The 19,510-nt window shown below is 61.3% G+C and carries 15 protein-coding genes and 2 tRNA genes; 7 read left to right on the top strand and 10 right to left on the bottom strand.

Annotated elements, in window-relative coordinates:
* Positions 1–73: 73 nt before the first annotated feature.
* From B2828_RS07555 to B2828_RS07545, 3 genes are all read right to left on the bottom strand, one after another.
* On the bottom strand, positions 74–1,294 hold the full coding sequence (locus B2828_RS07555; RefSeq protein WP_479633099.1) for a tyrosine-type recombinase/integrase: 1,221 nt from the start codon (positions 1,292–1,294) through the stop codon (positions 74–76).
* 81 nt (positions 1,295–1,375) lie between these two features.
* Positions 1,376–1,449: transfer RNA gene (locus B2828_RS07550), tRNA-Arg, on the bottom strand.
* Between the two features lie 219 nt (positions 1,450–1,668).
* Positions 1,669–3,036 (bottom strand): FAD-dependent oxidoreductase, encoded by a 1,368-nt coding sequence (locus B2828_RS07545; RefSeq protein ID WP_479633097.1) that lies wholly within the window; start codon positions 3,034–3,036, stop codon positions 1,669–1,671.
* A gap of 95 nt (positions 3,037–3,131) precedes the next feature.
* Here B2828_RS07545 and B2828_RS07540 point away from each other — a divergent pair, with 95 nt between their 5' ends.
* A complete protein-coding gene (locus B2828_RS07540; protein WP_479633096.1) occupies positions 3,132–4,022 on the top strand; it encodes a helix-turn-helix transcriptional regulator in 891 nt (296 codons plus the stop codon).
* A gap of 218 nt (positions 4,023–4,240) precedes the next feature.
* On the opposite strand, the gene B2828_RS07535 is transcribed toward B2828_RS07540, so the two are convergent.
* Positions 4,241–4,864, bottom strand: coding sequence for a hypothetical protein (locus B2828_RS07535; protein WP_479633095.1), 624 nt, complete (start codon positions 4,862–4,864; stop codon positions 4,241–4,243).
* A 154-nt stretch (positions 4,865–5,018) separates the two neighbouring features.
* A tRNA-Ala gene (locus tag B2828_RS07530) sits at positions 5,019–5,094 on the bottom strand.
* Positions 5,095–5,531: 437 nt separating this feature from the next.
* On the opposite strand from B2828_RS07530, the gene B2828_RS07525 reads away from it, so the two are divergent.
* A complete protein-coding gene (locus B2828_RS07525; RefSeq protein WP_479633094.1) occupies positions 5,532–8,573 on the top strand; it encodes an autotransporter domain-containing protein in 3,042 nt (1,013 codons plus the stop codon).
* Between the two features lie 9 nt (positions 8,574–8,582).
* On the opposite strand, the gene B2828_RS07520 is transcribed toward B2828_RS07525, so the two are convergent.
* From B2828_RS07520 to hcp, 3 genes are all read right to left on the bottom strand, one after another.
* Positions 8,583–9,983, bottom strand: coding sequence for an MFS transporter (locus B2828_RS07520; RefSeq protein ID WP_479633093.1), 1,401 nt, complete (start codon positions 9,981–9,983; stop codon positions 8,583–8,585).
* A gap of 120 nt (positions 9,984–10,103) precedes the next feature.
* Complete coding sequence (locus tag B2828_RS07515) at positions 10,104–10,403, bottom strand: DUF2249 domain-containing protein (protein WP_479633092.1); 300 nt, start codon at positions 10,401–10,403, stop codon at positions 10,104–10,106.
* A gap of 28 nt (positions 10,404–10,431) precedes the next feature.
* Complete coding sequence (gene hcp, locus B2828_RS07510; RefSeq protein WP_479633091.1) at positions 10,432–12,084, bottom strand: hydroxylamine reductase; 1,653 nt, start codon at positions 12,082–12,084, stop codon at positions 10,432–10,434.
* 143 nt (positions 12,085–12,227) lie between these two features.
* On the opposite strand from hcp, the gene B2828_RS07505 reads away from it, so the two are divergent.
* Entirely contained in the window at positions 12,228–12,956 is a 729-nt protein-coding gene (locus tag B2828_RS07505; protein ID WP_479633090.1) for a Crp/Fnr family transcriptional regulator, read from the top strand.
* Between the two features lie 87 nt (positions 12,957–13,043).
* Here B2828_RS07505 and B2828_RS07500 read toward each other — a convergent pair whose 3' ends face one another.
* Positions 13,044–14,219: a glycosyltransferase gene (locus B2828_RS07500; protein ID WP_479633089.1), complete on the bottom strand. Its 1,176-nt coding sequence runs from the start codon at positions 14,217–14,219 to the stop codon at positions 13,044–13,046.
* 106 nt (positions 14,220–14,325) lie between these two features.
* Positions 14,326–15,300 (bottom strand): cysteine synthase A, encoded by a 975-nt coding sequence (gene cysK / locus B2828_RS07495; RefSeq protein WP_479633088.1) that lies wholly within the window; start codon positions 15,298–15,300, stop codon positions 14,326–14,328.
* Between the two features lie 147 nt (positions 15,301–15,447).
* Between cysK and B2828_RS07490 the strand changes: the two genes are divergently transcribed.
* From B2828_RS07490 to B2828_RS07475, 4 genes are all read left to right on the top strand, one after another.
* A complete protein-coding gene (locus B2828_RS07490) occupies positions 15,448–15,906 on the top strand; it encodes an RrF2 family transcriptional regulator (RefSeq protein WP_479633087.1) in 459 nt (152 codons plus the stop codon).
* Positions 15,907–16,181: 275 nt separating this feature from the next.
* Positions 16,182–17,339 carry a trans-sulfuration enzyme family protein gene (locus tag B2828_RS07485; RefSeq protein WP_479633086.1) on the top strand — a complete coding sequence of 386 codons (1,158 nt, stop codon included), beginning with the start codon at positions 16,182–16,184 and terminating at the stop codon, positions 17,337–17,339.
* Complete coding sequence (locus tag B2828_RS07480) at positions 17,336–18,808, top strand: PLP-dependent transferase (protein WP_479633084.1); 1,473 nt, start codon at positions 17,336–17,338, stop codon at positions 18,806–18,808. Before B2828_RS07485 ends, B2828_RS07480 begins: the two co-directional genes overlap by 4 nt.
* Before the next feature lie 54 nt (positions 18,809–18,862).
* Positions 18,863–19,408 (top strand): rubrerythrin family protein, encoded by a 546-nt coding sequence (locus B2828_RS07475; RefSeq protein ID WP_479633083.1) that lies wholly within the window; start codon positions 18,863–18,865, stop codon positions 19,406–19,408.
* The last annotated feature ends 102 nt before the right edge of the window (positions 19,409–19,510 follow it).

Here is a 19,510-nt window from a genome sequence, read left to right as displayed (position 1 = left end):
GGTTTTCCTGATCGACTCATCGGGCTCTCTATCAGTTAATACGGCGCCACGATCTGAATTGGACGAACGTCTTTTACCCAACCGCCGCCGCCAACCTTTTGCCGCGAGCTTTCCTCGCCTCCGCCTGGGTTATAACAGTCTGGATCTCCCCCGTGCCATCGTAGGTAGGCGTGATTGACCAATACCGCTCCGCCTCCTTTTTGGAAACAAGCGCGCGGTAGGTATTCCAAAGAAGAGCGGGGTTCTGATGCCCGAGAAGCAGCGAGGTCTTGGCAGGGTCTTCCCACATGGCGACGTGATAGCTGCAAAAGCTGATGCGTGCGGAGTTCTGCTTGCATCCGGCCTTTGAAACCTTCCGCAAGTAGCGCATCCGCCCCTCGTAGTTGGCGGGAGTTACTCGCCCCGTGCCACGGAGTTCTTCAAGCCATGCAACGGCATTGGCCGGAATCGGATTAACGCGCCGCCGATTGGCTTTGGTGTTGTCCAGCACAACCACCGGCTTCTCTTCGTCGAGTTTGATCTTCTCCCACGTTAGGCGGTCCACCTCGTCCACCCGCACCCCACAGAAGAGAACCAGCACCAGCGAGGCGCACTCCGGCTTGTAGTCGTTTTTATAGGCGTACTGGAGCAGTTGGATGACTTGATCAACAGAGAGCACCTTTTCGCCCGAGTTACTGGCGGGTTTCTTGGGACGCTGGATGCTCTCCATCGGGTTCATGGTTGCGTATCCCTTGGAGATCGCAAAATTGAACAGCACGTTTAGGTGGCGAATGTGGGTAGCCCGGGTGGTGGTCCCCCACTCCTTGTGCTTGTAGATGTACTTTTCGCAGGCATCGGCTGTGACATCCGTGACCAAGCAGTTTTTGAACTGGACGCGGAAGGGGATAAAGAAGCTCTGCTTGGCCGTTGTGATGTATTTGGAGGAAAGCCCAGCCTTCTTCTTGGTCTCCTCAAAGAGGTCCATGATCTGCTGAATGGTGGCATCAGCCTTTGCTGGGCGGGCGTGCTTCAGATAAAAGTCAACAGCATCGGTAATCGAGGCGCGGTATTCCTTCAAGCGAGCCAGAGCGGCAAGAACCTCGTGGCGGGTAACCTCATCCAGGTCAACCAAAAGGTTCGGGTTCTTCTGAACCTCCAGCTTTTGGCATTTCTTGCTGAAAGTCTCTGCTTTCTCCCGGGAATCAAAGGATTTGAACTTCCTTTTACCGTTCACCAACCCGAGATCGACACGGTAGCCGACATTGCCGCTGGCATGCCGTTTTTCGTAAACCGCGAACGATTTTTTCGCGCTCATGAGAATATGTGTCTCATGGCGTGCCTTACTCGTCAAGAAGGAGAGGAACAGGTCTTCTGTAAGTTCCTCAGCGAGAAGAACTGCGCCCGTCAGGAGTCGAACCTGAAACCTTCTGATTCGTAGTCAGATGCTCTATCCAATTGAGCTACGAGCGCGTTTGCCTTTCGGCCATGGTGGCCGTGGAAGGGAGTGAGACAATGCTATTTCAGCCTGCCGGTTTCAAGAATTTTTTTATAAAAATCTGCGCCTACTGATCAATTTGCTCGTTTCCCTCCCCTCCCCGCTACCCGTTCACTCTGAATTATGCCTGGGGCCGGGTTCATTCCATGCGTGTCTGGCTACGAGGATTGCCCGGTGGGAATCAAGCGGGGCGTTCACTCGGGCAGATACGCGCCTTCTTCCTGAAGCCGGTGGCGCAGTTGCGCGGTGCTGATGGCCCGCACGTCGCCGTGGTGGGATTGCGCGGCGTGGGCTGCGGCGATGCCAGCCGCCTCTCCCATGGCGAGGCAGACGGGCATGACCCGCACGCTGCCTTGCACGACGCGCTCGCAGGAGATCGAGCGCCCGGCAACCAGTACGTTTTGGAGCCCCTTGGGGAGCAGGCAGCGGTAGGGGATGCCGTGGGATTCGCCCGCTTTGTAGCGGACGGTCTGGTCCAAGCCCTCACTGCGCTCCGCGACATTCTTGCTCGATTCTTCGGCGTTGTGGTGGATGTCGATGAAGTAACAGTTGCGGGCGATCTCGTCGGGGAAGCTGCGGCGGTTCACGTAGTCGTCAAGGGTAAGGGTGTAGTCCCCTTCGATGCGGCGGCTTTCGCGGATGCCGACGAGCGAGGCGGTGTTGCAGAGGAAGGAGGTGCCGAAGGCTTCCGGGCAATATTCCGCCAGGGCGTCGCGGATTTGCTTGGCGAGCTTGCGGCCCTGGACCAATGCCCGGCTGACGCTTTCCGGGTCGGTGCTATCCACGCCCCAGAGGTGGCCTGCGTTGAAGCCGACGGTTCCCGGCCCCACCAGGTTATTGCACATGTGGGCATCGCGTATGAGTGGGTATTTTCCAGATTCGACGATGCGGTAGATCGGGCTTTCCGGGTTGTTTCCGTGGAGGCGGCCGCCGTTGCCGTAGATATTGCGGTAGGCGTATTCGTCGACGTTGGTAAGGAGGAAGCAATGTGTGGCGGGCATCAGATCGCCCTGAGAATCCCCTTTCTGGAACGGAACGCCAGCCCAGGCCGCCAGGTCGGCGTCGCCGGTGCCGTCGATGTAGACGCTGGCGCGCAGGGCGGAGAGGCCGTTTTTGTTGCTGACGATAAGCGCCTGGACGCGGCCCTGGTCATCCCGGTCGACGCCCGACAGGACGGTGTGAAACAAGAGGTGAGCCCCCGAGGCGGTGACCATTTCGTCGTACACGCGCTTGAGCTGTTCGGCGTCGATAGGCACCCAGTCCACGTCTTGCGGCTGCACATGGGGTAGCCCGGCTTTGCTGGCTTCAAAGACCTTGAGCGCGAGGCCCCGGTAGATGATTTTTTCTTTGTCGGAGAAGGGGCACCAGGCGGGCACCAGCGAGCCGGTGCCGCAGCCGCCCAGCACGCCGCTAGACTCTACGAGCAAGGTTTTAGCCCCCTCCCTAGCCGAGGCGATTGCTGCGGCGCAGCCCGCGGGGCCGCCGCCGACGATGATGACATCCCATGGATCGGAGAGCGGAATGCTGCGGGAGAGAGTATAGGTATTCGTACAGGTGTTCATGGGTGCGAGAAGAGGACTCGATGCTGCCTCGGGAGCGGGGACTCCTCCATCATTAGTGTTGCTGCAATTTCGCCAAAAAGTTATAGATTTTGCGCATGCCTCTCCCACCCCCAGACGCGGAGTCTCCCGTCGTTTCCATTGCGGATTGGCTGTACGTGCGCACTGGGTTGGTCTGGGCCTCGCAGCGGGAGGTGGAGCCGGAGTATCTGGATGCCCCGTACCAGGCCAGGCATGGTATCCGCGCCTGGTGGATGCGCAAAGGGGGGCTGACGGTGACTTCGCGCGGGGCGTCGGTGGAGGCGGGCGAAGGGGCGTGGGTATTTCCGGGGTCGGCGGACGGCTGGCAGCGGTTCCAGCCCGGCTCGGTGGTGCTCTCCCTGGCCTTTTTTGCCGAGTGGCCGTCTGGACAGCCGCTTTTTGCGGATCGCGGCATTCTCTTACTGCCCGCCTCGGGGCAGCAGCGGCGCTTGGAGCGTGCGGCTACGGCGCTGGTGAGGAGTGTGGAGCGCGTGGTGGGCCACAAGGGGTTCTATCTATTGGCCGAGGGCAAGGCGACTGTGGAGCGTTATTTCGCCATCCGCAGGGCCTTTGAGGACTGGCTCTCTGCCTACGTGGCGATGATGCGAGTGGAGGGGTTCCAGCCTTCGAGCGGGACTGAGGCGGACCCGCGCACGATCCGCGCGGCGCGGCTCCTGGATGACCAGCCGTTGCACTCCGCGTTATCCGAGAGCGCGCTGGCGCACGCCGTGGGATTGAGCGTCAGCCAGCTCAACCGCCTTTTTTTGCGTGATTGGGGGATCTCGCCCCGGCGCTACCGGGAGCAGCGGCAAATGGAAAAAGCCGCCGCGCTTTTGCAACTGCATCGGCACTCTGTCAAGGAAGTGGCGAGCCTGCTCGGGTTTCGTTCATTGTCGCACTTTTCGGCATGGTTCCGGCGGCTCAAAGGGGAGTCGCCCCGGACATTCCAAAAGACGCATCCGGCATAGCCATGCCGCAGGAGGCTCCGCAAATGGCATCTCCTGAACTTCAACGAGCGATGTTGAAGTGGTGGAGGTTAGGGGCCCAACCAACCTTCTCAAGTCATTTGGAAGCAACAACTTATTTATTCTACGCAGTTCGTGTTTTGTTACAGGTTTTTGTAGCAAGTCTGTTCGTCTCGTCAATGAATCCATCCCTTCATGTAATTGGGAAGAGAGGCGCAGTCCTAGAGACTAATGGCGTACGGCTTGATTTGGAGTCCCTCCCCAGAACGAAAGAGAGAGCCAAAAACCAAATAAGAATACGCCTCGCCATTTAGCGACCGAAAAAACATGGCATCGTGACCACTCACGCCAAGATAACCACCGTAGGCCGCCGGAAAATGGTTAAGGCTTGCCGACATCTTAACCTGTTCCGTACCCGCAACAGGTGTTCCAAAAGGTGTAAAGCCGGAAAAAAACACCACCGTCTTCATCTCGTTGCACTCTTCGATTCGGAGCGGCATGGAAAATGGGTGCCGTGTCTCAAACCATTCCGGCTCTTGCGTGGTTCGTAAGCACGCAATGGCGTCGCCTATGGAACAACGCAACTTACCTACTGCTCGCAGGCTAGACACAATTTCCCTGACCATGTTCTCGGGCCGTAGAATCACTTTTTTTGTAACTCCTTCTTTGGCTCTCGAAGAGGCCTCTTGAGACACACCTAAAAAGGCTTTCAATGCGAGGTTCCAACGGGACGAGCGACTGCTTTCCATATTCATCATCGTCTCAACAACATCTTCTCCCCGAAGTTGAGAATAGAGCGAAGCGATGCCCGGAGAATCGAGATAAATGAAGCGTTTGAGGTTCATTACTAAAATCGGGTGTTCTTCTTGCTATATGCAGGAATATAGCGTGCGCCTTCTACAGTGAAGAGGGGGGCCGGACACTTTTTCGATGGGACTTGTAGCAGGGTTTTGGTGCATACGGCGAATTACCCCTGATTTTCAATAACTTGCTACAAAGTGGTGGAGGTTAGGGGATTCGAACCCCTGACCTTCTCATTGCGAACGAGACGCTCTACCAACTGAGCTAAACCCCCACTTTTCTTCAAATTTCACGCGGCTTTCCCCGCGAGAAAGGTCCAAGAGCCTCATCGAAAACGATGGCTTCGGCAAGAAAAAAGCGCAGAAAAACGGGTTTCCCAGCAAGGCTACGAAGCGGAAGAGGTTGCAGGCGCTTCAAAAGGCGGAAGATCGGCGTCCCGGTGGCCGCTGTAAAAACGGCCTGGGCGGAGACGCTCGGGCCCGTAAGCACCGCCTGGCCTCGCCCTTTACTACATTCCGGCTAGAAACAGCCCCCCAGTTCGTTCAGAGGAAAAGCCGCCGGGCATAGCAGCTTATCCCGCACCTGTTGGATTTGTTCCCCGCTTTACGCGTGTTATCGGCTCAAAAACGAATAAGGGCTCATACAACACGGTAGCTTAGGTGATTGAAGCGGCCAATCCATCAAACTCATTACCAAACCAAGACGATACTCATGAAGTGCATCCCTTTGTTTCTCTCTTTCGCAATTGTCGGTTCGCTAGCCTCACCCCTCTATGCGCAGCTGGGCGCGGCTGAGTCGTTTGGCGTGCTGGGGGGCTCCACGGTGACCAATACCGGGTTCACCACCGTGAGTGGCAATGTCGGGGTCAGCCCGGGCAGTGCTATTACGGGCTTTCCTCCAGGCACGGTGATCAACGGGGCGATTCATTCAGCCGACGCTCTGGCGGCTCAGGCGCAGATCGATACCCTCACCGCCTATAATAATTTCGCCGCCATGCAAATGACGGAAAACCTGACGGGGCAAAACCTGGGCGGGCTTACGCTCACCCCCGGGGTTTATTTTTTCGCCTCGTCGGCGGACCTGACGGGGACGCTTTTCCTGAACACGCTGGGCAATCCCAATGCGGCCTTTGTTTTTCAGATCGGATCCACGCTCACGACCGCGAACGTGTCGTCCATTATTATCCTGGGCGGTATCCTGGATTCAAATATTTACTGGCAGATCGGAACCTCGGCCAGCCTTGGCAGCGGCTCGGCCTTCGTGGGAACGATTCTTGCGCAACAGAGTATTACTTTGGCCACGGGCGCTTCCATCACCAACGGGAGAGCGCTGGCTATTAACGGAGCCGTCACGCTGGATACCAATAACATCACGAGCCCGGCGGCTGGGTCTTTTTGGAAAGGATCTGTTAATAATCTTTGGTCCAGCACCAACTGGTCCACCGACACCACCGGCGCTGATAACGTGAACCTGCCGCCCACGGGGGCCAATGTCGTTTTCTCAGTGACCGGCACCACGCCAGCCAATCAAAATACCGTCCTCGACTATGACGCGAACATCGCCAGCTTGACGGTGAATGACAGCAATCCGGTCAGTATTTCCGGAAACCACACGCTCACGATCTCGGGGACGACCTCCCCCAGGGGCATCACGATCAACCCCGGCGCGGGTTTTACGAACATTGCCACCAACGTGGTCCTGTCCGGGTCGTCGCAGACGATCACGGTGAATAATGCCGCCGGTCTTTTGATCAGCGGAGCCATCGGGGGAAGCATCGGGTTGACAAAATCAGGCACCAGCAAGCTGACGCTCACCGCGACCGAGGCCTACACGGGCCCCACGCTCATTACCAGCGGCACGCTGCAAGTGGGCGACGGCGCGACGGCCGGGAGCTCCATCGCTTCCTCCAGCGGGGTCACCGTGCAGGGAGCGACGGGTAACCCTACGCTCGCCATCAATCTCGCTAACGGGGAGGCCTTCACTAGCAACGTGGTCGATAACGGCCTTGTCACCACCATCGCGTCGGGTACGAATATCGTTTCCGGCGTGATCAGCGGTACGGGGGCCCTCGTGCAAAGTGGCGCGGGCGTTACGATCCTGACCGGCGCAAATACTTACACGGGCGCTACCGAGGTCACCAACGGCACCTTGCAGGTGAACGGCTCCATTGCCAGCAATGTTCTCGTTACCGCCGGGATGCTCAACGGCACCGGAACGGTTTATGCAAACGTCACGGCGGCGGGCGGCGAGGTCCGGGCAGGTAACGCCATCAACCCAGGGGGGACGCTCACGGTCTCGGGCAATTACGCGCAGGGAGGTAACGCGGTCTATGTCTCCACTCTCGTCGGCCCCAATGCCAGCAATCTTCTCTCCGTCGGCGGGCAGGTGCAGCTCGGCGGTACGTTGATTGTCAGTTATGCCAATGGATTCCAGGCGATCCGCGGGCAGAGCTTTACCATCATTACTTCAGGGGCGGGCGTGATCGGCCAATTCTCCAATTTCATTGATTTGCAACCCACGGGCACGCTGCTGACTCTGCAACCGATCTACTTAGCCAACTCCGTCCTGCTGGAGTTTGTGCAGGGATCATTCCAGGATCTGCCGGGCCTTACGCCGAACCAAGCCGCCGTGGCCAGTGCGCTCGACCGGCTGGCCAGCGACCGCCCCAACTCTCGCTTGATCGCGGCGCTCGATAACGAACAGCTTTCCCGGCTTCCCGGGATCTATAATGCGATCAGCCCGGTGGATTTCGCGGCAATCTTCGACGTGGGGTTTGCAACGGCCCAGCTGGAGGCGGGCAATATCGAACGGCGGTTGGAGTCGATTCGCGACAACGTACCGAGTGATACTCATGGCGCTTATGACCTGGGGGCAAAAGACGGCAAGCACTTCATCGACAAGAACGGCCATGACCTCGCCGACGAGACGTGCGACCGCCGCTGGGGCTTCTACGCCGCCGGAATGGGCGAATGGATGGACGTTGACAATACGTGGAACGCCACCGGCTCGGATATGACAACCGGCGGTGGCAACGTCGGCGTGGATTACCGGCTGAGCGATCACCTGGTCATTGGCCTTACCGCCGGTTATGCCAACACGACCACGGACGGCTTCGGCGTCGGCCGGATCAACATTGATAGCGCCAACGCCAATGCCTATGCCTCGTTGTTTGGCAACGGCTTCTTCCTAAATGGCATGGTGGGAGGCAGCTATAGCTCCTACGATACCACGCGGGAGTCCTACGGCGGCCATGCCTATGGAACCACGGAGGGAACCGGGTACACGGGCTTGATCGGAACGGGGTATGAATACCGCGCGTGCGGATGGACGGTGGGGCCCATCGCATCGGCTCAATATACGTCGATTGATCTCAATTCGTTTACGGAGCACGGTTCGCTGGCCGCTCTGCATATTAACGATCAAGGCGAGAGCTCGCTTCAGTCCCGGGTCGGAGCCCGGGCTTCGTATGCGTGGCGGTTATGCAATATCGCCGTCACGCCGGAAGTGCGGGCCCAGTGGCAGCACCAGTTCCAAAGCACTGCGCACGGCATCGGCTCTAATTTCGCGGAGGACCCGGCGGCTGGGTTTACCGTCTGGGGGCCGGAGATCGGGCGCGACAGTCTGCTTCTCGACGTTGGCACCTCGGTGCGGCTGGGCGAGCGGACCACGCTCTTCGCCTACTATACGCTGAACGCTTTTGCTAAAAACTACAGCTCCCAAGCCGTTAACGCTGGCGTGCGGATCGCCTTTTAAGTTCGCGCTCTATTGCGCCCGGCTGAGCCGCTTCCAGGAGAAGCCGTAGACGGCCACGAAGGCGAAGCAGATCATCGGGACGATGAAGCTGTGCGCGATCCCCGAGTGATCCGCGATGGAGCCCATCAGCTTCGGCAAGACCGCCCCGCCCATGATGGCCATGACGATGAAGGAGGAGGCCGTCTTGGCCCGCTCCCCGAGGCCAAAGATGCCCAGGGCGAAGATGGTCGGGAACATGATGGACATGCAGAAGTAGCTCACAAAGACGGCCGCGACGGAGAGCCAGCCCATTTTGCAGAAGACCACGGCGGTGGCCACGACGTTGAGGAGCCCATAGAGCCCCAGAACGGTGTGGGGACGGAAGATCTTGACCAGGGCCGCGCCGGAGAACCGCCCCAGAAGGAAGCAGATGAAGGCGACGGAGGCCAGGTTGGCGGCTCCTTTGTCGCTGATGGCCAGCACGCCAGCTTTGCTCGTTTCAATCCAGCCACCGAGCCAGTTGTGCAGCAGGCCGGAGTGGGCGGCGAAGGTGTCCATGGCGGTCTTCCAGTTCTCGGGAATGACGGGGACCTCGCTGGTCATGTAGTTGATGAAAAAGGCGAAGATACCTGCCTGTGCGGCGACGTAGAGGAACTGGGCGGCGACGGCCAGAACGAAGTGGGGGCGCGTCCAGATGGAGCGGGTGGAGGCTCCGGCGTCGGGGCCGTTGGATTCGTCGAGGTGGTAGTCGTCCTCGGGCTTGATGTCGGGGACGTTGGCAAAGTAGAAGACGACGGCCAGGACGAGGACGACCAAGGCCACGGCGACGTAGGGGATCCAGATGGTCTGGCTGCCGGTGCTATTCCCGGCGGCGTCTTTGGAGTAGAAAAATAGACTCCCGGCAATGGGGCCGAAGATCCAGCCGATGCCGTTGCAGGACTGGGCCAGGTTAATGCGCGCCGCGGCGAACTGGGGCGCGCCGAGGACGGTGGAGTAAGGGTTGGCGATGGTCTCCAGGAAGGTGAGGCCCGCGGCGATGGCGCAGACGCCAACGAGGAAGGACCAGAAGGCGGCGATTTGCGTGGCGGCGATAAACCAGAACCCGCCCGCGGCGACCATGACGAGGCCCATGATGATGCCGCCTTTATACCCGAGCCGCGTGGCCAGCCAACCTGCCGGGAGGGCCATGAGGAAGTAGCCCAGGTAATGAGCCCACTGGACGTTGGCGGACTGCGCCAGCGTGAGGTGCAGCTCCTGCTGGAAGTGCTTGTCCATCACGTCGATCATGCCGTTGCAGAACCCCCAGAGGAGGAAGAGCGAGGTGACGAGGATGAAGGTAAAGAGGTGGTTTCTACCGTCTGCGGTTCTGAAAAATCCGGCAGCAGCCGGTGCCTGGGTAGCCTGCGGGTGGGTTGAACGGGGGGTGTCCATGGCCGCAACACTAAGATATGCTTGGTGCCAGTCAATTAACTTCAAAAATGGAGTCACTTGACAGTCATTTCCCCACCCGCCGGGTGCCGACCTCCCCCACCCAAAAAAAGCCGCCGCCTTTTAGTGATCGCAGCCGCACGGCTCCGCCCCGGCGAGGCCGCTGGGGCCTTGGTCGCGGAGTTTGGTGATACGGATGAGCCAGTCGGGGCCTTCCTGGAGGTACTCCCAGGTGAAGCCGCCGGGAAAGAGACCCTCGAATTTCCCCCGCAACGGCTGCGGGTCGTGGCTGTTGCACAGAACAAATGAGCCGCCTTCGGCCAGGGCGTCGTAACGAGCAAAGATGAGCGGGTGCTTATCGGCGCAGGGCGTTTCGCGAACGTCCAGGATGCTGGCGGCGGGGATGGAAGATGGGATACTCATAGGGATGATTTGAAATGATTTAGTAACTTTACGCGGCGGGTTTGAGGATGGCCTTGAGGTCACCTTCAGCGGTGCCAATGGGCATGAGGTTGTATTTTTCGCTCAAGAGGGCGAGGACATTCGGTGTGACAAAGGCGGGCAGGGTCGGCCCGAGGCGGATGTTGCGGATGCCAAGATGCAGCAACGTCAGGAGGATCGCCACTGCTTTCTGCTCGTACCAGGAGAGGACCAGCGAGAGGGGCAGTTCGTTGACGCCGCACCCGAAGGCGTTGGCGAGAGCCACGGCGATCTGGATGGCGGAGTAGGCGTCGTTGCATTGGCCGATGTCGAGCAGGCGCGGGATGCCGCCGATTGAGCCGAATTCGAGTTTGTTGAAGCGGTATTTGCCGCAAGCGAGCGTGAGGATGACGCAGTCCTCGGGGACGGACTGGGCGAACTCGGTGTAGTAATCGCGCCCGGAGCGCGCGCCGTCGCAGCCGCCGACGAGGAAGAAGTGCCGGATGGCGCCTGCTTTCACCCCGGCGATGACTTGGTCGGCCACGCTTAAGACGGCGTTGCGGCCGAAGCCGGTGAGGATGGTTTTATCCGTGCCGTCCTGGGCAAACCCGGGGGCGGCAAGCGCGGCTTCGATGACGGGCGAAAAGTCGCGGTGGGTGACGTGCCGCACGCCGGGCCAGCCGACGCGGCCCGTGGTGAAGATGCGCTCCGCGTAGCCGGGCTGCGGGGCCTGGATGCAGTTGGTGGTCATCAAAATCGCGCCAGGGAATTGGGCGAATTCAGCTTTCTGGTCCTGCCATGCGCCGCCGTAGTTGCCGACGAGGTGCGGGTATTTTTTCAGCGCCGGGTAGGCGTGGGCGGGGAGCATTTCGCCATGGGTGTAGATGTTGATCCCCTTGCCTGCGGTCTGGATGAGGAGGGACTCCAGGTCGTGAAGGTCGTGGCCGGAGACGAGGATGGCCTTGCCCTGGAGCGGCTCGATGCGGACGGGGGTGGGAACGGGGTGGCCGTAGGTGCCGGTGTTGGCTCCGTCGAGGAGTTCCATGACTTTGAGGTTCATTTCGCCACAGCGCAGGCTGGCCCCGAGGAGGCCCTCGACGGTGAGGTCGCCCTCGGCCAGATACGCCAGCGACTCGGCAAAGTAGGCGTGGATTTCCTCCGACTCGCGCCCGAGCACAAGGGCGTGGTCGGCGTAGGCGGCCATGCCTTTGAGGCCGTAGAGGAGCAGCTCCTGGAGTCCGCTGATATCCGGGCCGAACTGGTCGCGCCGGTGGAGGATGGAGACCTGCGCGCCCTGCCGGATGAGGCCGGGTAGGTCCTCCGCGAGCGTCCAGAGCGCGGGGCCCTTGGGCTCGTCGGGAACCTGCCCGGCCTCGCGCGCGGCGGTCTCGTAAAGGGCCCGGGCCTGTTCCTTGACCCCGGCGGCGCGCTGGAGGGCCAGGCCGAGCGCCTCGGCGTCGAAGTTGACATTGGTAACGCTCAAAAAGAGGGCCTCGATGAAAAAGCGCTCAATCGCTGGGTCGGAGGCTCCTAGGCGCCGGGCACGCACGGTGTACTGGGCAATGCCCTTGGCGGCGTGAATGAGCAGGTCCTGGAGGCTGGCGACGTCGCCGTCCTTGCCACAGACGCCGAAGCGGGTGCAGCCGGTTGCGTTGGCGGTTTGTTCACATTGAAAGCAAAACATGGGTGCGATGGGTAGGGTAAGGTGTTGGGTTGGAGTGAAATCTCCCGCCACGCTAGCGGCTCCGCCTGGGCCGCGCCTTGACGCACATCAAGGTTTCAGCGGTTTTTCTCCGCGCGGGGCGGCGGGTGTGGTAGAAACCGGCGATGCCTCCGACCGATCCAGCCGACCTCCAGCTCAGCGGCCGCGCCAATGCGCTCCGCGCCTGCCAGCTCTTTAGCGGACTGCCGCGCGAGGCGGTGCTGAGCATTGCCGCATTCGTGCTGCCCCGGCTGCTGGAAAAAGGGGAGACGCTCTTTCGCGAACAAGAACGCTGCGAGGGCTTTTACGTGGTGCAAAGCGGCTCGATCAACGTCCACCGGGTCAATACGCTGGGCAAGGAGCAGGTGATTTCGGTATTCCACGCCGGGCAGTCGTTCGCCGAAGCCGCGCTGGTGGGCGAAGGCACCTACCCCGCCGACGCCCGGGCCATCGAGCCCTCCACGGTGCTGCTGGTGCCGCGGGCGGATTTCCTGGAGCTGATCCGCCGCCAGCCAGAGCTGGGGCTGCGGATGCTCGCCTCGATGAGCCAGCATTTGCGCGGCTTGGTGGGGCTGCTCGACGATCTGAAGCTCAAGGATGTGGAAAGCCGCCTCGCCCACTGGCTCTTGAAGCGCTGCCCCCGGCCGCCGGGCGCGGAGCCGGTGGAGATTGAGCTGGGCCGCACGAAACGCGTGCTGGCAGCTGAGCTGGGAACGGCCAGCGAAACGCTCTCGCGCACGCTGGCGAAGTTCCGCGAGCGCGGGCTCGTGGAGGTCGGCGGGAAGACCGTGACCGTGCTCAGCCCGGCCCGGCTGGATGAGCTGCTGCGCCGCAACCTGGGCGAACGGGAATAGGATTGGCCGCAAATAGGCGCAAAAGGCGCAAAATTAAAAGCACTGCGCCGATTTTGCGGAAGGCTTTGGGCGCGCCCTTATAATGAGCTATACCACGCTGGCGAGGATCTTCTCCAGGTTGCGCACGGAATCGAAGCATTCTAGGGCGGTTTCGCGCGCCCGCTTGGAAAGGCGCTCCCAGTCCTGGATGACCCGGCGCACGGCCTCCTCTGCCTCGGCTAGGTTGGAGACGATGAGCACGCCGGAATCCTCCGGCAGGTAGCGCGAGGCGGTGGTGTCCTCGGTGATCTCGGGGCGGCCCGTGGCGAGGTAGGCAGCGGCGCGGTCGCTGAACCAGCCGGTTTTCCAGAGGGCGTCGGCCTGTTTGACGGGGGTGAATTCGCCCAGCGAACTGGCGATGTACTGCCGGTACTCCACGGGCCCGGAGGCCACCTGGTGCGGGTGGGCGAGCCGCCAGCCGAAGCTCCGGATGCGGTCGCGCTCGGGGTCGTCGTCGTTCAGGTTCACGGCCAGCTCCATCTCGGCCTCGGGCACGCAGCTGGGGAGCGTCATGTACTGCTCGAAGGCCGCCTGCTTGGAGAGCTCGGGGTAGGTGCCGTTAACCTCCATGTATTTGCCCCAGTACCACTGGGTAACGGTGGTGAAACGGGCGCGCTCGGGGCGGGGCTGCGGGACGAAAAGGCGGGTATCGACCAGCGGGTAAAAGGTGTGGCGCGGCATGACGGCCGGAGCGGCGGTGCAGTCGGGCGCGTTGAGGTTGAGCCCGATGGTCCAGAAAACGTCGTGGTAGGATTGCCCCATCTCAAGGCGGGCCATCCAGTAGGAGATTTCGCCGGGATCGAGGTCGCAGAGCACGCGGCGCTCGAAGCGGCCCAGGAAGGGCTGGTGGATGGAGTAGCTCAGATTTAAGAGCACATTGGCGCGGGCCAGGCGGGCTTCGAGGTCGGCCCGGGTGATGCCGTGGACATCCATGTCGGCGAGGTCTTGCGTCTCGCCCGGGCAGCGGTGGTACAGCAGGCAGTAGTTGGAGCCCAGGCCGTGCTGCTCCATGCGTTCGTGGAATACGCGGATGTGTTCGGCGTCGCTTGCCGGGTCATCCGTAGCGGGCAGGAGCTCCAGCCAGATCGCGTCGAGGCCCATCCGCTGGAGACCGAGTACCCATTGCAACGGAACGGAAAAGTTCCCTCCCCCGAGCCGGTATTTGGCGGCAAAACCGCACCCGACAAACACTGTGGCCCCGCGAAGCTTCTCTGAAATGGACATAGGAAGGCCCATGCTGCCGCACCCGCCGGGGAATGTCCAAAAAAAAGCCCGTGGAAGAATGGCACTTCCACGGGCTTCGGGTTTAACAAACCAGGAAACTTACAAACTACGCCGGGATCAGGTCGTCCACGTTGTCGCTTTCGGCAACGACGTCGGCGAAGAGCCAGCTGGAGAGGTAACGCTCCGTGGACGAGGGCACGATGGCGACGATGCGCTTGCCTTTGTTCTCAGGGCGCTTGGCCAGTTCGAGCGCCGCCCAGATGGCCGCGCCGGAGGAGATGCCGACAGGGATGCCGTCGAGTTGGTTAACTTCCTTGGAGATCGGGCCAGAGTTCTCTTCGAGCACCGGGATGATCTCGTCAATGATCTTGGTGTTGAGCACGCTGGGGACGAACCCGGCGCCGATGCCCTGGAGCTTGTGCGGGGCGGGCTGGCCACCGGCAAGCACCGGAGAGCGGGCCGGTTCCACGGCCACGGCCTTGAAGCTCGGGCGGCGGGACTTGATGACCTCGGCAATGCCGGTGAGCGTGCCGCCCGTGCCGATGCCCGCGACGATGAAGTCAACGTTGCCGTCGGTGTCGCGCCAGATTTCCTCGGCCGTCGTGCGGCGGTGGGCCTCCGGGTTGGCCGGGTTGGCGAACTGCTGGAGAATGATGCTGTTGGGGATCTTGGCGTGGAGTTCCTCGGCCTTGGCGATGGCCCCCTTCATGCCCTTGGCTCCTTCGGTCAGCACCAGGCGGGCGCCGAGGATTTTCAGGAGCTTGCGGCGCTCGAGCGACATCGTCTCGGGCATGGTAAGGATGAGGTGCAGGCCACGGGCCGCGGCGATGAACGCGAGCGCGATGCCCGTGTTACCGCTGGTCGGTTCGATAAGGACCGTGTCCTTTTTGATAAGGCCATCGCGGGTGGCGGCATCAACCATCGCCACGCCAATGCGGTCTTTCACGCTGGAGAGGGGGTTGAAAAATTCGAGTTTGAGAAGGACTTCGGCCTGTGCCCCGTGTTTTTGCGCGGTGCGGTTGAGCCGGACAAGCGGCGTGTTGCCGATGGTTTCGCTGATGTCGTTAAAAATACGGGACATGGTTGTTCGGGTGTTTAGGTTTGCAAATCGTCCGTGCGGACTCACGTTGAAAATAGCACTAAACTACAGCATGTCAATCGGGTTTAGGTAGAAAAGTTTCTAGTTTATCTTGATTTTCTCGATGTAGATTAGGATCATATCTATTCCATGAAACTTTCCCTTCGAGGTGACTATGCCCTTCGGGCTCTAATGGTGCTTGCCGAGCACTACGGCCGGGGGATCGTCCGTATCCAGACGATCTCGGAGCGGCAGAACATCCCGAAGCGGTTTCTCGAACAGATCCTCAACGATGTGAAGTCGGGCGGATTCGTGGAGAGCCGAAGGGGAATCGCCGGGGGCTATCAACTCGCGCGCCCGCCGGAGCAAATTACGCTCTCGGATCTCATCCGGTACGTGGAGGGGTCGCTGGTGGCGCTGCCGCCCGACGCTGATTCCGCGGGGCCTTTCACCGGCGGGACCGACGAGGTGCAGCTGGCCATCCGCAGTGTGTTGCAGGAAGTTCGCGAGGCGATTTTGAATGTTTTGGGCGGCGTCACCCTGGCCGATCTGGTGGAGCGCTCCCACAAGCTACGGGAGGCCACTGCGGCGCCCGACTATTCGATCTAGAGTATGAGTAACCAAGAGGATCATCAGAGCCCAAGCTGGAACATGAACGGGGACCGAATGCGTATGCAGGTCCGCCGAATGTCCATGCTGCGGGCCTGATTGCCTCTTTTTGCCTTATCCGAGTCATGCCATTATTATGTCCTGGCACCGGCTCCACATCACCTTACTCATTTCAAATCTATTTTTTCACCCATGAAGGCTCAAAGACACTCCTGTAGTCCCCCGGGCGCAACGCCGCTCCGGGTGCTCCCAGTGTCAGCCTTCGCCTAAATTTTATGACACACGACACCGACGCAGGCTTTGGAACCCAGGCCGTCCACTCAGGACGGGGCTATACGGGAAACACCGGAGCCGTCATGCCGCCGGTCTATCTGACCTCGACGTTCGAACAAGGCAACGCCGATGGTTTTGATTACACCCGCTCGGGAAATCCAAATTTCCGTCTATTGCAGGAGTCGATCGCAGCGCTGGAGGGGTCGCAATTCGCCACCTGCTTCGCCAGCGGCGTATCGGCGATTACCGCTGTCATCTCGACGCTAAAAAGCGGCGACCTCGTGCTCGCCGAGGAGAATCTCTACGGCTGCACCTACCGCCTTTTTGAACGCGTGTTTAACAAATTCGGCGTGCAAGCCCGCTACGTCGATCTGACCCGCGAGGAGAACTGGGAGCAGATCCGCCAGGCCCGCCCGGCGCTCGTCTGGCTGGAGAGCCCGACGAACCCGCTCTTGAAAATCATCGACATCGCGGGGATCGCCAAAGTAGCGGCGGAAGCAGGTGCGGCCACGGTGGTCGATAACACCTTCGCCTCGCCCTACCTGCAACGCCCGCTGGAGCTGGGCGCGACCTTGAGCCTCGCCTCCAGCACGAAATACATTAACGGCCACAGCGACGCCCTCGGCGGCGTGGTGGCTACTAATGACCCGGTATGGCACAAGCGCATGGACTTCGCGCAAAAGGCCCTGGGCCTCCAGCCCTCGCCCTTCGACGCCTGGCTCATCACACGCGGCAAGCGGACCCTCGCGCTGCGCATGGAGCGCCACTGCGCCAACGCCCTGGAGCTAGCCCGTTTCCTGGAAGGCCACGCGGGCATCCGCTCAGTGCGCTATCCGTATTTGCCGAGTCATCCCCAGTATGAGCTGGCTCGCAGACAAATGAGCGGCGGCTCGGGCATCGTGATCGCCGAACTCGATGCCCCGACGGACAAGACCCTGGAGTTTTGCCGCAAGCTGCGCCTCTTTACGCTGGCCGAGAGCCTCGGAGGCGTGGAAAGCCTCGTCTGCCACCCGGCGACAATGACCCACGCGGGCGTCCCGCCGAGCGTGCGCCGCGCCGTGGGGATTTCCGACGGCCTGATCCGCTTTTCGGTGGGCGTCGAGGACGCCGCCGACCTGCGCCGCGACATCGAGCAAGCGTTGACGGAGGTACTCCGATGAACGACTCCGATTTGCTGGCCCACCCGCTCTGGGAACCGTCCGACCTGGGCCGCCCGCTCCCGGCCTCCACGCACGCCGTCTCCGTTTCGCTCCCGCGCTGGGAGGATGTGATCGGGTATGAGGAGAAAAAGCCCGCCGTGGTCGCCCGGCTCCAGGCAGGCTATCCGCGCTTCGTCGTCCACACGCTGGTCGCCGCCGTGGCGCGCCGCTTCAGCGAACAGCTGGAGTGCCTCCCCTTCCCTTCCGCGAAAACGGCCGGAATGGCGCTCGCCTTTGTGCGTCAAACCACCGGCGAACCGGCTCGGCTGCTAGGCCCGGGCGAGGCAAGGCAGATCCACGCCGTGGAGACCACCCCCACCGGCTACGCCGCGCTGCGCACCTTCTGGCAGCACACCGGCCTCATCGTCTCCACCCGCCGCGCCGAGGCATTCCTGGCCGGGAATGCGCCCGAAGTCGTGGAGACGGATATGCACCGTTCCTTGAAAGCGCAGCTCGCTGGGTTCTACGACTGCGATCCGAGCGACGTATTTCTTTGCCCCTCGGGCATGGCGGCCCAGTTCGCCGCGCTGCAAGCGACCATCGAGCGCTCGCCGGGGCGGAAAACCGTGCAGCTCGGCTTCCCGTATGTCGACACGCTCAAGCAGCAGCAGAAGTTCGGCCTCGGGGCGACGCTTTTTGCGCGGCTCGACAACCTGGAGGAAAAGCTCCGCGACCTGCTCACCCGCGAACGCCTCGCCGGGTGTTTCTGCGAGATCCCGGGCAACCCAACCCTGGGCAGCGCCGACGTGCGCGCCATCGGCCCCGTGCTGAGGGAACACCGCATCCCGCTGGTCGTCGACGACACCGTCGCAACGCCCTTCAACATCGACCTGAGCCGCGACGCCGACGTGGTCGTCACCAGCCTCACCAAGTACATCGCCGGAACGGGCGACGTGATGGGCGGGGCGGCGATCTGCAATCCGCGCTCTCCGTATTATTCGGTATTAAAGCCACTCATCGCCGCGCACGCCGAGCCGCTGCTTTGGGAAAGCGACGCGGCAATCATCGACGCCCAAGCCCACGGCGCGCCCGAGCGGATGAAGATCCACAACGCCAACGGCCTCTACCTGGCCGAGCGACTGCGCGGTCACCCGGCGGTCGAGCGCGTCTGGTACCCCAAGTGGGAGTTCAAGGAAGCCTACGAGGCCTTGCGCCGACCCGAGGGCGGCTGGGGCTCGCTGATTACCTTTCTGCCGAAAAACCCCGAGGTCAACAGCCCGAAAATCTACGACGCGCTGGCGTACTGCAAGGGCCCGAGCCTGGGAACGGTCTTCACGCTGGCCTGCCCGTTTACGATCATGGCCCACTACACCGAGCTGGACTGGGTGGAATCGTGCGGCGTGCCGAGCCACCTGATCCGGATCTCCGCCGGTCTGGAGGATTCGGAAGACCTCTGGAAGCGGCTGGAAGCAGCGCTGAATGTAGTTTAAGCAACGATTAACCCGCCTTGCCTCGCGGCGCGGATGCGGTAATATACGCACTCCATGAGCACCGCATCCCAAGAGACCATCGCCAACCTTAACGCCGCCTTCCAGGGCGAATCCAACGCTTCCCACAAATACGCCGCCTACGCCAAGAAAGCCGACGCAGAGGGCTACGCCTACGAAGCCCGCCTTTTCCGGGCCGCCTCCCGCGCGGAGACGATCCACGCCAACAACCACCGCAAGACGATCCTCGCCCTCGGCGGCGTGGTCGATCAGCTGATCCTCGCTGACGTGACGCCCGGTGCCACGGCCGAGAACATCAAGGATGCGATCAAGGGCGAAACCCACGAATTCAAGGAAATGTACCCCGAGTTCATCGCCGTCGCGGAAAAGGACGGCTGCAAAGAAGCCCTCCGGACGATGACCTGGGCGATGAAGGTCGAAGTGCAGCACGCCGCGCTCTACCAAGCCGCCCTCGACAACCTCGGCAAGAACGCCGACAAGCCTTTCTACGTCTGTGCCGTCTGTGGCGAGACCGTCACCGAGCTTCCGGAGAAATGCTCTGTCTGCAACGCCGCCGCGAAGGTGTTCGAGACCATCGCGTAAGCCCCAAGGGCGCTTTTTTTAAAGGGCACCTCTGGAAACCGGCTCTGGAAAAGGGGCCGGTTTCTTTGTGCCCGCGTGGTTCTATTGTTAGCACAACACCGA

The organism is Spartobacteria bacterium UBA695, assembly GCA_002298145.1.
Taxonomy (GTDB): Bacteria; Verrucomicrobiota; Verrucomicrobiia; order Chthoniobacterales; family Chthoniobacteraceae; genus UBA695.
The sequence above is the reverse complement of the archived record's forward strand: the minus strand, read 5'-3'. Positions and strand labels throughout refer to the sequence as shown.

Coding starts and splice junctions, on each gene's coding strand:
- B2828_RS07525 (WP_479633094.1), top strand. CDS start 5,532: ATGAAGTGCATCCCTTTGTTTCTCTCTTTCGCAATTGTCGGTTCGCTA.
- cysK (WP_479633088.1), bottom strand. CDS start 15,300: ATGTCCCGTATTTTTAACGACATCAGCGAAACCATCGGCAACACGCCG.
- B2828_RS07515 (WP_479633092.1), bottom strand. CDS start 10,403: ATGAGTATCCCATCTTCCATCCCCGCCGCCAGCATCCTGGACGTTCGC.
- B2828_RS07535 (WP_479633095.1), bottom strand. CDS start 4,864: ATGAACCTCAAACGCTTCATTTATCTCGATTCTCCGGGCATCGCTTCG.
- B2828_RS07485 (WP_479633086.1), top strand. CDS start 16,182: ATGACACACGACACCGACGCAGGCTTTGGAACCCAGGCCGTCCACTCA.
- B2828_RS07555 (WP_479633099.1), bottom strand. CDS start 1,294: ATGAGCGCGAAAAAATCGTTCGCGGTTTACGAAAAACGGCATGCCAGC.
- B2828_RS07520 (WP_479633093.1), bottom strand. CDS start 9,983: ATGGACACCCCCCGTTCAACCCACCCGCAGGCTACCCAGGCACCGGCT.
- B2828_RS07545 (WP_479633097.1), bottom strand. CDS start 3,036: ATGAACACCTGTACGAATACCTATACTCTCTCCCGCAGCATTCCGCTC.
- B2828_RS07480 (WP_479633084.1), top strand. CDS start 17,336: ATGAACGACTCCGATTTGCTGGCCCACCCGCTCTGGGAACCGTCCGAC.
- B2828_RS07475 (WP_479633083.1), top strand. CDS start 18,863: ATGAGCACCGCATCCCAAGAGACCATCGCCAACCTTAACGCCGCCTTC.
- hcp (WP_479633091.1), bottom strand. CDS start 12,084: ATGTTTTGCTTTCAATGTGAACAAACCGCCAACGCAACCGGCTGCACC.
- B2828_RS07505 (WP_479633090.1), top strand. CDS start 12,228: ATGCCTCCGACCGATCCAGCCGACCTCCAGCTCAGCGGCCGCGCCAAT.
- B2828_RS07540 (WP_479633096.1), top strand. CDS start 3,132: ATGCCTCTCCCACCCCCAGACGCGGAGTCTCCCGTCGTTTCCATTGCG.
- B2828_RS07500 (WP_479633089.1), bottom strand. CDS start 14,219: ATGTCCATTTCAGAGAAGCTTCGCGGGGCCACAGTGTTTGTCGGGTGC.
- B2828_RS07490 (WP_479633087.1), top strand. CDS start 15,448: ATGAAACTTTCCCTTCGAGGTGACTATGCCCTTCGGGCTCTAATGGTG.